This is a genomic window from Mucilaginibacter sp. dw_454, from assembly GCF_018449775.1.
GTDB lineage: Bacteria > Bacteroidota > Bacteroidia > Sphingobacteriales > Sphingobacteriaceae > Mucilaginibacter.
Genome location: NZ_JAAVVB010000007.1, coordinates 83,105 through 96,290, shown reverse-complemented (window position 1 = coordinate 96,290; position 13,186 = coordinate 83,105). Strand labels below are relative to the sequence as shown.

The window sequence follows — 13,186 nt, the reverse complement described above, 5'->3', positions numbered from 1 at the left end:
CGTTTAATGTAGAGATTGCTTCGTTCCTCACAATGACGTGGCGGGAAGAATGCGGGTGAGCTCGTCGATAATTTGTATTTTTGAGTCTTGACGGCTGTTATGAAAGACGAAAACTTTTTTGAGCATGTTTGGGAACTTACCCGGCAAATCCCTGCCGGCAGGGTGACCTCTTACGGGGCGATTGCCAAGGCTTTGGGTACGGATAATTTATCGCGAATGGTGGCCAAAGCGATGGGCGCCTGTGGCAACGCGAACCCGCCTGTGCCCTATTACCGGGTGGTAAGCAGTGATGGGCGGCTGTCGGGCGACCCTGCCTCGGCGGGTAAACGCCAGGCCATGCTCGAAGCCGAAGGCGTGGGGGTAAAAGCGCTTAAGGTGCTGAACTTCAAACAGGTCTGCTGGGACCCGCTCAAAGAGTTGGAATAATCTTGACATCCAGTCGACACAATTTTTTCATTTTGTGCTTATCTTTGTGCGTTGAAGATTTTCAAGCATTCTTTCCTTCGCTGGCATCTGCCAATCATAAGCAACAAGCTTTTTCGCGCCCGACAAGACAACGAATCTTTAGCATTCACATTAAAAGATTTTCATAAATGAGGCAACTTAAAATTAGTGAGTCGATCACCAATCGGGAGAGCGCATCGTTGAATCAATATTTGTCAGATATTGCCAGGATTCCGATGGTTACCCCGCAGGAAGAGGTGATATTAACACAAAAGATTAGAGAAGGCGACCAGGCCGCTTTAGAGCGTTTAACAACAGCAAATTTAAGGTTCGTGGTTTCGGTGGCGAAACAATACCAAAGCTCAGGCATGACCCTGGGCGATTTGATCAACGAAGGCAATGTTGGTTTGGTTAAAGCAGCCAAGCGCTTTGATGAAACCAAGGGTTTCAAATTTATATCTTATGCCGTGTGGTGGATCAGGCAGTCCATTCTTTCGGCCATTAATGAGCAGGGACGGATGATCCGGCTGCCATTGAACAAGGTTGGGGATCTCTCTAAAATTGCCAAAGCGGCATCGCAACTGGAACAAAAGTATGAAAGGCAGCCGACACCAGAAGAGCTGGCCGAAAGCCTGGAAATTACGGCCGAAAAGGTAAGTGATGTGCTCGGCCATTCAGGTAAGCATATTTCCTATGATTCGCCATTTTCTGCCGAGGAGGATAATACCCTGCTGGATGTGCTGCAAAGTTCCGAACCGGGAACCGACAAAGGGCTGATCGCAGAATCTTTATCTATCGAAGTAGCGCAAAGCCTGCGGACGCTGGGCGATAAAGAAAGGGATGTTTTAACGCTGTTTTTCGGCCTCGGCGACGGACAGCCACTCAGCCTGGAAGAGATCGGCGATAAATATGAGCTTACCCGCGAACGCGTAAGGCAGATCAAAGATAAAGCACTGGCCAGGCTGCGGGCCAATTCCCGCAGCTGGGTGCTTAAAGGGTATTTGGATTAATAAAAAAAGGTTTCTGTGATAATCTTATCGTCTTTTACCCCAAAAACTGCTATTTCTGCTAATTGTACCCGCTGTCCGTTTTTCAGGGTCATGTCCCTGCCCATGGCCAGGCTAAAATAGTCGCCTCCAACCACCGGTTCGCTGCTGAAAAAGCTGTGCACTTCTGCTATGGTTTCCTGCCTGGCTTTTGATTTGGCTAAAACCGCGTCAATACCTTTAGTTACGGTAGGCACACCCATGGCCAGGGCATGTTCTGGTTCGGTGCAAACAATGTCGGCGCTGTATAGTTGCTGATAAATTTCCGGTACCTGTCTTTGCTTGAAAAGTTCATAGTAACGATCGGCTAATTGCTGTGTTGTCATTTTCTTGATGTTTTATAATACAAAGGTAGCCTGCGGATTAATACTAAAAGCGTTAAAAAGTATGGTATATTTGCTCATTCGTATCAATTTGCAATTATGGATGCTTTAAGTACCGTATTAGAGGCAACACGACTCAAAAGCGTGGTCTATAACAAAATTCCGTTGGCGGCGCCCTGGGGACTGGATATTGTTAAGGACGAAAATTCGCAGTTTTGGCGGTTGGTGAGCGGCAGTTGTACTGTTGGTTCGCCCGATGGGCGTATTATAGAGATGACAGAGGGCGATCTCATATTTGTGCCTCACGGGAGTGCGCATTGGATAGCCGATAAACCAACCAGCTTGCGTATGCCCTCGCCCGAGTTTGTGAAGGCCCTCCGGGCAGGCATGCCTGTTTTTAACGGTGACGGCGAGAAAACCGTCCTGATAGCGGGTCATTTTGAGTTTGATTACAAGCCCCTACATCCTTTTTTAAAGGATCTGCCGCCAATCATTCATATCAGGCAGTATGTAACCGAAAATCAGTTGTTGGTAAGACAGGTTGCGCAGCTGATGCTGGAAGAGCTCAGTAACGAAAGGCCGGGAAGCAGTGTTATGCTGAAGTGTTTGTCGGAGATGATGTTTGTCCATATTATCCGGGCGTATTTAGAGCAAGCTGCACCTGAAAGTGGTTACCTCTCCGCATTAAACGACCCGAGGATCAGCAAGGCACTTAAATGCATGCAGGACTCTCCTCAAACCGATTGGACGCTGGAATTGCTTGCGTCGGAAATCGGCATGTCGCGTTCTGTGTTTTTTAATCAGTTTAAAAAACTGGTACATGAAACGCCCCTGAGTTACCTGACGAACTGGCGCATCAGGCTAGCCCAAAGACTATTAATGACAAACAACAGCAATATCTCCGAAATTGCAGTAAGCGTAGGTTATCAGTCAGAATCAGCTTTTAACCGGACCTTTAAGTCTAAAACGGGACAGACTCCCGCAGCGTACAGAAGAAGTAAATCTTAGCCGTTTGTCCATCGTGTTCGCCCCCAACCAAAACAAATTACCCTCCTTAACCCTTTACCAATTATGATAACAGTAATCGGAATTTTTGCGGACCCTGGGCTTGCCGAGCAGGCCAGCGACTACCTTTTGGCTAACGAGTTTGAGGCCGAAAACATTGACATCCATACCGACGCCGAAGGCCAGGCCGAAACGGACCGCATCGGCGATTTCTTTGGCCATTTGTATGACGATGTTGATGAGGCTGGTCATTACGCCTCACTGGCGCGCCAGGGTACTGTGGTTACTGTTCATGCCGCATCAACCCGCGAAGCCCAGGAGGCTGTCGACGTATTTAATAATCATGGCGCTGTAGAGGTTAATGCTGATGAAGGCAGGAGCTTGGTTATTGAGCAGGTGGTAGAGCCAGGCAAAAGGTTGCGTTAGGTTTGACGTTTGACGTGGTACGTTTTACGTTTGCCTGTCAGCGTAGGACTCACCCCGACATCGTTTCACTCGTCGACCCTCTCTTCGCCGTTGGCGTAAAGAGGGTTAAAAATTCGAATATCAAATAATGAATGCCGAATTTCGAACATCGAAATACTTCATCATTCATTATTCGAAATTCAAAGACCCTCTTTCCCGCTTGCGGAAGAGAGGGTCGACGAGTGAAACGATGTCGGGGTGAGTCACGCCCGCGTTAGGGATGGGAATGGATACCGGCCCGGTGCTTAAGGCCTTGCAGGCGTATGAATGTACAGCCCGGCCCGAAGGGAAACGCTATAACAGTGCCTGTGCTTGCGTCAAACCCCTCCCTGCCCCTCCCGTGGGGATAGAATCGCGCAAGGCTACCATTCTTTAGCAGCTAGCAGCGTTAGGCATCCTTTATAAATCAACGTAAAACGTACAACGTCCCACGTACAACCCAATTACACCCGCAAAAACACCTTCTTACGATACATAAACAACAAAAACAGCCATTTAATAGCCAGGTAGGTTATGGCGGCTACAACCGGCGCCCAAAGGTTGCCTGCCAGTTGGAAAAGCCAGTTAAAGAAGGCGGTGTTGGTATGTTCCCAGTCGATAAAATGGGTAGACATGTAGATCAGGATAGAGTTCATGCCGATGACTTTGAAAAAGAAGGCCCATTTTACATGTCCCTTAACGTCTATGATGTAGTAAAACAGCGCCATGAGCAGCAGGCTTATGCCGCCTACGTTAAGCACGAACGAGCTGGTCCAAAGGTTTTTGTTGATGGGGAAGTCGATGTTCCAAACCTGCGCCAGTACCAAAAATATCACGCCTGCGGTTACCATGCGTATAACCTTCGTCATTTGCGGCAGGCCGGTCTTTTTAAGGGTTATACCGGTGATGATACCCAGCAGGCCTGTACTAATAGCCGGGATGGTAGAGAAAATACCCTCAGGGTCGTGAATACCCAGGTATAGCTTGCCGGGAAGTAAACAACGGTCTACATATGAGGCAAAGTTGCCCGGCATGGTTAAGTCGCCATGCGGAAAGCCTGGTGCCGAGCAAAATTTTAAGATCAGCCAATAGGCTATAATAAAGAACCAGAACCAAAATATCTGCCAGCGTTCGGCCGCGTACAGGTATATAATGGCGGCAAACATATAAGCTAAACCTATGCGGCCAAGTACCGAGCCAAAGCGTATGTTGGCTATAGGTTGTATGTTAAGGCCGTTATTGTAAATCAAACCAAAGATCACCAAGATCAGTCCGCGCTTGATAACCCGCCACAGCAGCTTATTGCGCGAGGTGCCTTTCTCCAGCGCCCGGCCTACCGAAAACGGTACCGACACGCCTGCCATGAATAAAAACATAGGGAAGATGAGGTCGTAAAAGTGGAAACCGTTCCATGCGGGATGGTCCAACTGTATAGCGGCCCACTCAAAGGCGCCCCAATGGGTTGCTTTTGCTATTTCTTTAACTATGGGTTCTAAGCCCATTATCCACACCATGTCGAAGCCGCGCAGGGCGTCTAATGATTGTAAGCGGGTAGGCGTTGCCTGAAAATCGTCGGCCTGGGTTGTTGCAGCCATGGTTTAATTGGTTAGGGATTTGATGATACAAGATAGAATTAATTTGAGAAAAGAAAGAGGAAGATTTTTATAAGCCTTTCATCCTGAACGGAGTGAAGGATCTTGTATAAGCAATAAGGTGGACGTTGGTTTGGTATAGGTGTATAAGATCCTTCGCGTTGCTCAGGATGACAATAGGGCGTTCGTTTTGAAGCGGTAGATACTAATAAACTATTGAACCTGTGAACGAATGATTTATGGCGTTTCCCTTCGGGCCGGTCCGCCTTAAGGCGGATCATACTGCGCAAGGCTTTAGGCCACGCTACGCTCGCAATGACAGTTTTTACCCTCTTTCCCGCTTGCGGAAGAGAGAGCCGACAAGCGAAGCGATGTCGGGGTGAGTCTTCGCCGACCGGCAAACGTAAAACGTCTGACGTACCACGTAAAACGTAAATCAAAACTCCATCACATCTTTTTTCTTTTTGTGTTTCATGCGCTTAGGCACAAACTCCAGGATCTCGTTTTTGAGGGCTTCTATCATACGTCGTTTTAAATGATTACGCTGTATCACAATACTTACCTCGCGCGCAGGCTCGGGTGCTTTAAAGTAGCGTACCCGGTCCAATTGCTTTTCGCTCAGGTCAGACAGGGCAAGCTCGGGCAGTATGGTGGCGCCGTTGTTTTGATCGACCATGCGTTTCAGGGTTTCTACGCTGCCGGTGTTGTACTCAAAATGCTGAAAACCCTGGGTAGATTTGCGACGCTGGCAAATGTTGAGCACCTGCTCGCGCATGCAATGGCCCTCGTTCAACACCCAGATCTCTTCCATGTCGATATCATCGGGCGTAATGTGTTTCTTTTTATAGAGCTTGCTATGCTTAGAGGCGTAGGCTACAAAATTTTCATAAAACACCGGGATCTCGATCAGGCTGTTTTCATGCAGCGGGGTGGATAGAATACCACAGTCAATCAACCCTAGTTTTAATTGCTGGATGATCTGCTCGGTGGTTTGCTCCCAGACAATCAATTTTACCTGCGGATATTTCTCAATAAATCCACTCAGTATTTTAGGCAATATATAAGGCGATACGGTGGGGATAATGCCCACCTTCAATTCGCCGGCCAGGTCCTTCTGGCGGTCTGATATGATCTCTTTGATCTTTTCGCCCTCGGCCAGCATGATGCGGGCCTGGTGAATAATGTCTATACCAATCTCGGTAGGTGTAACCGGTTGTTTAGAACGGTCAAATAGCTTTACGCCCAGGTTTTCTTCCAGCTTTTGGATCTGCATGCTCAGCGTAGGCTGCGTTACAAAACATTTCTCGGCTGCGGCCACAAAACTGCGGTAAGTGTCGACAGCTACCGCATATTCTAATTGTACTATAGTCATGATATAGATGGTTCTTATATCAAATGTAGTAAATAATTGGTTTTGTCGATGGGGTAATAGTTTATGGTCGATGGTCTATAGTCCATGGGTCTGGTTTGCTGTCCGTCGGGTGTCCGTACCTAAGTGGATGGACAGGCTTTTTACCACCCTGTCATCCTTAGCATAGCGAAGGATCTTATAAAAGGGACCAGTAAAGCGTATAAGATCCTTCGCTATGCTCAGGATGACAGCAAGGTTATTTCCCGACTTACACCCAACAAAAAAGCCGCTCAGAAACTAAGCGGCCTTTTACTATGGACTATGGTCCATCGACCATCGACTAATTACTCAACCGTTACCGATTTAGCCAGATTACGTGGCTGATCGACGTTACAACCGCGCATTACCGCTATATGGTAAGCCAGCAGTTGCAATGGTATAGTTGCCAGCAAAGGCACAAAGGCGTCATCGGTTTGAGGTATCTCTATCACGTACTCGGCCATATCTCTAACCTGGGTATCGCCTTCGGTAACAATGGCAATAACGTGGCCGCCGCGGGCTTTTACTTCCTGTATGTTGCTCACTACTTTCTCGTAAGACGAGTTTTTGGTGGCGATGAATATCACCGGCAAATCGGCATCGATTAAGGCGATAGGGCCGTGCTTCATCTCGGCTGCCGGATATCCTTCGGCATGTATGTATGATATCTCCTTGAGCTTTAAAGCGCCCTCTAGCGCCACCGGGAACGAGCTGCCCCTGCCCAGGAACAAACAGTTGTTTGAATCTTTAAAGCGGGCGGCAATTTCTTTAACATGATCATTGCATTGCAGCGTGCGCTCAACCAATGCCGGTATTTCATCCAGCTCGGTTAAATATTCAACCAGCTTGCTTTGCGTAATGGTGCCACGTTGCTGTGCTATGTAGAAGGCAATCAGCGTAAGCACAGTAACCTGTGCAGTAAATGCTTTGGTTGATGCTACGCCAATCTCGGGGCCGGCGTGTGTGTAAACACCGGCGTCGGTAATACGTGGGATAGATGCACCAACTACGTTGCAGATACCAAAAATGGTAGCGCCGCGCTCTTTAGCAATTTCCAGCGCCGCCATGGTATCAGCAGTCTCGCCAGATTGTGATATGGCTATCACCACATCTTTTGAGTTAATAATTGGATTACGGTACCTAAACTCAGAAGCATATTCAACCTCAACAGGTACACGGGCATATTCTTCTATCAGATATTCGCCAACTAAACCAGCGTGCCATGAGGTGCCACAGGCTACAATAACAATACGGTCAATATTCTTCAGCTTATCAGCATACTCTTTTATACCACCTAGCTGCACCTTGCCCTGCGACGGATAAATGCGCCCGCGTAAGCAATCGCGGATAGAGCGTGCCTGCTCATAGATCTCTTTAATCATGAAGTGGTCGTAGCCGCCTTTTTCCAGCGCTTCCAGCTTCATGTCAAGCTCCTGAATATATGGAGTTTGTACCGTGTTATCGATATTTTTGATCAGTAATGAATCGCGTTTTACCTGCGCAATTTCATTGTCGTTCAGGTAAATTACGTTTTTGGTGTACTCTACTATCGGTGTAGCGTCTGATGCGATAAAGTACTCGCCTTTGCCAACGCCAATTACCATAGGGCTGCCTTTGCGTGCGGCAATCAGCTCATCAGGCTCATCGGCGCTCATGATTACGATCGCGTAAGCGCCAATGACTTTATTCAGGGTAATTCTTACCGCTTCATATAAATCAAGTCCGGTTTCTTTCTGGATATCTTCAACCAGGTGAATTAATACCTCTGTATCTGTATCGCTTTTAAAAACATGGCCCTTGGCTAACAGCGTTTCTTTGATAACCCCATAGTTTTCAATGATACCGTTATGGATGATGGTTAATTTGCGGTCGCCTGATGAATGCGGGTGCGAGTTACGGTCGCTTGGCGCACCATGTGTGGCCCACCGCGTATGGCCCATGCCTATACTACCTTTCAGGTTAACGTCTTTTACAAAGTTTTCCAGATCGCTAACCTTGCCGGCTTTTTTATAAACTTTTAAGTCTTTGTCATACAGGGCGATACCGGCACTGTCATAACCACGATATTCAAGCCGGTGAAGGCCTTTTATAATAATTGGATAAGCGTCTCTATAGCCTATATAGCCTACAATTCCACACATACGGATGATTGATTGATGATTAACAAAAATACACAGCTATACCATAATAACAATAGCAATTAGTAAGCCAGGCAAACTAATTGCTATTGTATATTAACCAAAGCGGTTATTAACGGGTAACCTTGGTGTAGTATAAGTTTAATTTTATGCGATATGGCGATGAAGTATCGTACCCAACAACTACGGTACGGCCATCAACCTGTGCGGTAGGGGTTACAGCTACGTTAGCGGTTGGTACTACGGTGCCAATAAAGGTGCCGTAATCGGTAGTGATACCACGCATCAAATCCTGCACATAGCCTGTTATCAGGAAGTGGTAGTTTTGTTCCTGGGTGATATAAAAGCCGGCAGTTGTTGCTGCATCAAAATAGCGCGGATCGCCTTGTGCCTGATCTTGTACCAGTTGTATCTGGTGCGCAAGATCCCACCGGTATATACCCAGTTTGGGCAAAGGTGCAAACGGTATGGTCGACCCGGGCTGTGCCGTAATAACCAGCTCTGCGCGGTTAATAACAACGTCGCTGCCTACCGATTTAATGATATTTTTTAAATACGGAAAGCTAATGCGGTTTCTTAAACCACCCAGTCCTTCTAAATAAGCAAGCTTGCTGTTGGTTTTGTTAGCAGCCAGCGCTGCGTTAATAGTTGCAGAGTGCACATGGCGTATTTCGGCAGCGTGCAGAATGATTGGTAAAGTAATAACGTTTGTATCTACAACTGTACCGTTAGTATTGCGGTAATGAATTTCAATTGAAGAAGACGAATCCAGCGCCATCATGAACGTTCCGCCGGGGCCTGGCTGGGTTTTATCCAGCTTAACATACAGGCCGTTAACCGTGTTCTTAAATAGCAGGTTAGAGCTAAGCTGAGCTGGCGGAGCATAAAATAATATCCTGTTAATAAAATCTGTGCTGATGGGTATGCGCAATTGCGGCGCTACTTTTACTGCGGTGTCCGGAGCCCCGGCAATAGGGTTTACTACGGATATGCTATCGGCCGTTCTTGAAAAGAAAGACTTGGTACCCAACACGGTGGTTGTATCGGCTTTCCACGTTTTATTGCTGTAATAGGTGGTTCCGCTTAAAAGGCGCTCCTGTAACTGGTAAACGTTTGCTTTGTATTTTGAAGCAATCGAGTCGCCAAAGAAATTGTTTTGGGCATACCGCATCACCAACACAGCCGAGTCTATAACGTTTGTTCCAAAAGGTACAGTAAAGCTTCCGGCACTGCCAGAGATGGTGCCCGGTAAATTAAGGTCCATCACCAGGTTTGATTGGGTAGTGCCAAACACCGGATCTTTAAAATAACCAAGTGGTGTTTGCGAAAGCCCGCTGGTCATGATGGTATCCTCTGAGATAGTATTAATTACTATGGTAGATGTATCAATCAAATTACCGCTTAACTGGTTAGATGTAATTATACCTAACCCTATGGAATCCTGATTTTTACAGCTATTCAAAATAAAAAGACTTATCAACAGCGTTAATAAGTCTAGTCTTATAAATTTCATATTTCGATCTCTCAATGCTTATACAACGTTCACCAATTCCTCATTGGTAATTTCGTCGTAAAAATTGTAATAATTTTCGAAATCTGCGGTAGAATTAAACTCCATCACCGATTTTTGGCTGTTTTTAACATTATTTAACACATCCTCATCGATATTCTCGGCAGCCAATACAATGGCGTCACTGTATTGAATTGCACCTTCATACAAAGCGGCGTTTGTGCCGGCTTTATAAGCTTCGGTGTGTTTTTCGGTCATGTTGCTCATTACTGCTTTTTGTGCAAAATCAGCATTCAAGGCGCCGTTAAAATTATCATCATAAATAGAGTAAACTATTTTTGAATGCTTAAATGTAGGGTCGTCTTTATAAGTAGTTTTTAAATAAGCCGGAACTAAAGCGCTCATCCAGCCGTGGCAATGGATAATGTCCGGCGCCCAGCCCAATTTCTTCACAGTTTCTAGTGCTCCTTTGCAAAAGAAGATCATACGCTCATCATTATCAGCGTAGAATTTGCCATCCTTGTCCTCAAAAACATGCTTACGCTGGAAATATTCTTCATTATCTAAAAAATACACCTGCATACGTGCGGCAGGGATAGATGCAACTTTTATGATCAGCGGGTTATCATTATCATTAATAATAATATTCATACCTGACAACCTGATCACTTCATGAAGCCTGTTCCTGCGCTCATTGATATTTCCAAAACGCGGCATAAGGATACGTATTTCGTAGCCTTTTTCCTGCATCGCCTGCGGTAGCTGGCGCGTTATTTCAGAAATTTTAGAGAGTTCAAGGAAAGGTGACATTTCATGAGTTATAAACAAAAGCTTAGATTTACCCATCTCCAAATCAGAATTTAAATTATGTAACACCTCAAAAAATTTGAGTCTGCAAATATAAGGATTATATATGAAGTACCAATCAATTATGCAAGTAGTTTTGGTATTTTTGTATCATTTACGCAACTTCGCCCACTTTTTGTTATATTTTAATATTGAAAAACTTCAAAAAAAGAGCCGACTTGCAGCAATACATTGCGGGCTTAAGGGCCGGCGGCGCTGTTATAACCTTTGTGCCAACTATGGGTGCTTTGCACCGGGGGCACTTGTCGCTTATTGAACAGGCAAAGGTTTTGGGCGATATTGTGGTATGCAGCATATTTGTTAACCCCACACAATTTAATGACCCCAAAGATCTGGAGATTTATCCACGCCCTATACTGGATGATATCCAAAAATTGGAAGCTGTGGGTTGCGATATATTATTTAACCCCGAAGTTTCTGAAATGTATGCCGGCAATGAGAAATGGCATTTGGATATCGGCGAGCTGGAGGGGTTGCTGGAAGGCAAATTCAGGCCGGGGCATTACCAGGGCGTAACCCAGGTAGTGTTTAAACTATTTAATGTGGTTAAACCCGATATAGCTTTGTTTGGGCAAAAAGATTATCAGCAGGTTTTGGTGATTAAACGTATGATTGATTTGCTGAGCCTGCCGGTTAAGATAGAGATGTGCCCCATTTCCCGCGAGGAAGATGGCCTGGCGATGAGTTCGCGTAATATCCATTTAACGCCCCGGGACAGGCAACATGCGCTTATCCTGTCAAAAACATTAAATAAAGTAAACCAGCACTTCGATCCGGAAAAAATTGATGAGTTAAAACAATTGGCCGAAGCGGATATAACGGCCGAGCCGGGCGTTGCCCTAGCTTATTTTGAGATAGCCGACGGCGACACCCTGTTACCGGCTAACAAAAACACTAAAAGTATAGTAGCCCTTGTAGCCGCAATGGTTGGTAAAACCCGGCTGATTGATAATGTTATAATTCGCTAAAGCGAATTGGTCCATGGTCGATAGCCCATAGACCATGGTTTTTGTGAATTAACCAATGCACATTTCGGCCCCTAGCTTTACTAGGGACTATCGACCATGGACTTTTATTTTTACACACCATGGACCATCGTCTATTGACTATCGACTAAAAATAATACTAACTTTGCCCCATGATTATTGAAGTATTAAAATCAAAGCTTCACCGGGCCCGGGTTACCCAGGCCGAGTTAAACTACGTAGGTAGTATTACTATTGATGAAGATTTGATGGATGCGGCAAATATTATTGCCAACGAGAAAGTGCAGATTGTAAACAATAACAACGGCGCCCGTTTTGAAACCTATGTTATAAAAGGCGAGCGTGGCAGCGGTACTATTTGTTTAAATGGCGCTACCGCCAGGTTAGCGCAGGTGGGCGATATTGTGATTATCATGTCATACGCTTATATGGAGATAGAAGAGGCCCGCAGCTATGAGCCTATATTGGTTTTCCCAGATCCGGATAATAAGCTTTTAAAGTAATTTTCTGAAGGCTTCTGGCATTTTTGTCAAAATTTGCCCTGCTGAATAAGTATGGCGATAAACGTTAATCTATGTTAAATTAATTTTTGATGAATAATTTAATCTATAATTTAGCGTTCAGGCAGAGAAACCGATTTAATTAACCAGCCAAATTAAGACCCTATGATGAAAAAGCTACTTTTAGTATGTTTAAGCGCTACTGTATTGCTTGGTGCTTGTGTTAAAAAGAAAACCGACGTAACCGGCGAGACAACCATCCGTTTTGTAAACGCCATACCCAACTCGCTTGCGCAAGATATTTACATTAACGGCAATCTTGCCATAAGAGACTTATCGTTCCCAAATCAAACAACTTACGGTACCTATACATCCGGGCTCAATGAAGTAACGGCTATAAACACCGGTACATCGGTTGCTAATTTGGATTATGACTACGGGACAACCATTGGCGAATACTCTACTGTTTTCTTTTTTCAGGATTTTAGTGGCAACCTGGTGTCTGGTGGTATAAAAGATGATATGACTGCGCCGGCAACAGGTAAGGCCCGTGTACGTTTTGTTAATTTAAACAATCAATCGCAAACATCATTTACTGCTGATGTTGTAGGAGGCGCAAACCTGCTGCAATCGTTGGTTTTTGCTACCGCCTCTCCATATTTTGATGTTGACCCGGGTTCAAAGTTCCTGATTAAAACATTGTTAGCTAAAAACCAGGTAACGCTTGATTTTAATCCGCAAGCCGGTAGTATCTATACCATCTGGGTAAGTGCAAACACTACTGCCGACGTGGAAGCCTATACTTTTTTACAGAAATAGTCAATAAATAACATCATTTGCAGGGTGTAATAGCCCGGTAGATTTAATACATAATTAACTTTATAAAAAGGTTAGTTTAAGATTGAACCTGCCGGGCTTTTTTGTTTTAAACGTGTTGCCGA

The 13,186-nt window shown here is 45.3% G+C and carries 13 protein-coding genes; 7 read left to right on the top strand and 6 right to left on the bottom strand.

Annotated elements, in window-relative coordinates; genetic code table 11:
* Positions 1 to 87 precede the first annotated feature (87 nt).
* Positions 88 to 426 (top strand): MGMT family protein, encoded by a 339-nt coding sequence (locus HB679_RS18265; RefSeq protein WP_255547654.1) that lies wholly within the window; start codon positions 88 to 90, stop codon positions 424 to 426.
* Positions 427 to 593: 167 nt separating this feature from the next.
* Positions 594 to 1,454, top strand: a complete 861-nt coding sequence (locus HB679_RS18260; RefSeq protein ID WP_214073462.1) for an RNA polymerase sigma factor RpoD/SigA — start codon at positions 594 to 596, stop codon at positions 1,452 to 1,454.
* Here HB679_RS18260 and HB679_RS18255 read toward each other — a convergent pair.
* Complete coding sequence (locus tag HB679_RS18255; RefSeq protein ID WP_214073461.1) at positions 1,451 to 1,816, bottom strand: nuclear transport factor 2 family protein; 366 nt, start codon at positions 1,814 to 1,816, stop codon at positions 1,451 to 1,453. The two genes, HB679_RS18260 and HB679_RS18255, sit on opposite strands and share 4 nt — an antisense overlap.
* Positions 1,817 to 1,912: 96 nt before the next feature.
* Here HB679_RS18255 and HB679_RS18250 point away from each other — a divergent pair, with 96 nt between their 5' ends.
* Together HB679_RS18250 and HB679_RS18245 are read left to right on the top strand one after the other, a co-directional pair.
* The gene (locus tag HB679_RS18250; RefSeq protein ID WP_214073460.1) at positions 1,913 to 2,821 is read left to right on the top strand and encodes an AraC family transcriptional regulator; all 909 of its coding nucleotides are present in this window, start codon (positions 1,913 to 1,915) and stop codon (positions 2,819 to 2,821) included.
* A gap of 63 nt (positions 2,822 to 2,884) precedes the next feature.
* On the top strand, positions 2,885 to 3,244 hold the full coding sequence (locus HB679_RS18245; RefSeq protein ID WP_214073459.1) for a hypothetical protein: 360 nt from the start codon (positions 2,885 to 2,887) through the stop codon (positions 3,242 to 3,244).
* Positions 3,245 to 3,726: 482 nt separating this feature from the next.
* Here the strand turns inward: HB679_RS18245 and HB679_RS18240 are convergent, their stop codons facing one another.
* The 5 genes from HB679_RS18240 to HB679_RS18220 all read right to left on the bottom strand — a co-directional run bounded on the left by HB679_RS18240 (position 3,727) and on the right by HB679_RS18220 (position 10,738).
* Positions 3,727 to 4,857 carry a DUF5009 domain-containing protein gene (locus HB679_RS18240; RefSeq protein WP_214073458.1) on the bottom strand — a complete coding sequence of 377 codons (1,131 nt, stop codon included), beginning with the start codon at positions 4,855 to 4,857 and terminating at the stop codon, positions 3,727 to 3,729.
* Between the two features lie 433 nt (positions 4,858 to 5,290).
* The gene (locus tag HB679_RS18235; RefSeq protein WP_214073457.1) at positions 5,291 to 6,226 is read right to left on the bottom strand and encodes a hydrogen peroxide-inducible genes activator; all 936 of its coding nucleotides are present in this window, start codon (positions 6,224 to 6,226) and stop codon (positions 5,291 to 5,293) included.
* 323 nt (positions 6,227 to 6,549) lie between these two features.
* Positions 6,550 to 8,385, bottom strand: coding sequence for a glutamine--fructose-6-phosphate transaminase (isomerizing) (glmS, locus tag HB679_RS18230; protein ID WP_214073456.1), 1,836 nt, complete (start codon positions 8,383 to 8,385; stop codon positions 6,550 to 6,552).
* 109 nt (positions 8,386 to 8,494) lie between these two features.
* Positions 8,495 to 9,895: a DUF4270 family protein gene (locus HB679_RS18225; protein WP_214073455.1), complete on the bottom strand. Its 1,401-nt coding sequence runs from the start codon at positions 9,893 to 9,895 to the stop codon at positions 8,495 to 8,497.
* 18 nt (positions 9,896 to 9,913) lie between these two features.
* Positions 9,914 to 10,738, bottom strand: a complete 825-nt coding sequence (locus tag HB679_RS18220) for a glycogen/starch synthase (protein WP_214073454.1) — start codon at positions 10,736 to 10,738, stop codon at positions 9,914 to 9,916.
* Positions 10,739 to 10,890: 152 nt separating this feature from the next.
* On the opposite strand from HB679_RS18220, the gene panC reads away from it, so the two are divergent.
* The 3 genes from panC to HB679_RS18205 all read left to right on the top strand — a co-directional run bounded on the left by panC (position 10,891) and on the right by HB679_RS18205 (position 13,064).
* Positions 10,891 to 11,727 (top strand): pantoate--beta-alanine ligase, encoded by an 837-nt coding sequence (gene panC, locus HB679_RS18215; RefSeq protein ID WP_214073453.1) that lies wholly within the window; start codon positions 10,891 to 10,893, stop codon positions 11,725 to 11,727.
* A gap of 170 nt (positions 11,728 to 11,897) precedes the next feature.
* Entirely contained in the window at positions 11,898 to 12,248 is a 351-nt protein-coding gene (panD, locus tag HB679_RS18210) for an aspartate 1-decarboxylase (RefSeq protein ID WP_214073452.1), read from the top strand.
* 165 nt (positions 12,249 to 12,413) lie between these two features.
* On the top strand, positions 12,414 to 13,064 hold the full coding sequence (locus HB679_RS18205) for a DUF4397 domain-containing protein (protein WP_214073451.1): 651 nt from the start codon (positions 12,414 to 12,416) through the stop codon (positions 13,062 to 13,064).
* Positions 13,065 to 13,186: the final 122 nt, after the last annotated feature.

What these genes read in the sequence shown, in the direction of transcription:
- HB679_RS18240 (WP_214073458.1), bottom strand. Translation starts at nt 4,857, where the DNA reads ATGGCTGCAACAACCCAGGCCGACGATTTTCAGGCAACGCCTACCCGC.
- HB679_RS18205 (WP_214073451.1), top strand. Translation starts at nt 12,414, where the DNA reads ATGAAAAAGCTACTTTTAGTATGTTTAAGCGCTACTGTATTGCTTGGT.
- HB679_RS18245 (WP_214073459.1), top strand. Translation starts at nt 2,885, where the DNA reads ATGATAACAGTAATCGGAATTTTTGCGGACCCTGGGCTTGCCGAGCAG.
- HB679_RS18220 (WP_214073454.1), bottom strand. Translation starts at nt 10,738, where the DNA reads ATGGGTAAATCTAAGCTTTTGTTTATAACTCATGAAATGTCACCTTTC.
- HB679_RS18225 (WP_214073455.1), bottom strand. Translation starts at nt 9,895, where the DNA reads ATGAAATTTATAAGACTAGACTTATTAACGCTGTTGATAAGTCTTTTT.
- HB679_RS18255 (WP_214073461.1), bottom strand. Translation starts at nt 1,816, where the DNA reads ATGACAACACAGCAATTAGCCGATCGTTACTATGAACTTTTCAAGCAA.
- panD (WP_214073452.1), top strand. Translation starts at nt 11,898, where the DNA reads ATGATTATTGAAGTATTAAAATCAAAGCTTCACCGGGCCCGGGTTACC.
- HB679_RS18235 (WP_214073457.1), bottom strand. Translation starts at nt 6,226, where the DNA reads ATGACTATAGTACAATTAGAATATGCGGTAGCTGTCGACACTTACCGC.
- glmS (WP_214073456.1), bottom strand. Translation starts at nt 8,385, where the DNA reads ATGTGTGGAATTGTAGGCTATATAGGCTATAGAGACGCTTATCCAATT.
- HB679_RS18260 (WP_214073462.1), top strand. Translation starts at nt 594, where the DNA reads ATGAGGCAACTTAAAATTAGTGAGTCGATCACCAATCGGGAGAGCGCA.
- HB679_RS18250 (WP_214073460.1), top strand. Translation starts at nt 1,913, where the DNA reads ATGGATGCTTTAAGTACCGTATTAGAGGCAACACGACTCAAAAGCGTG.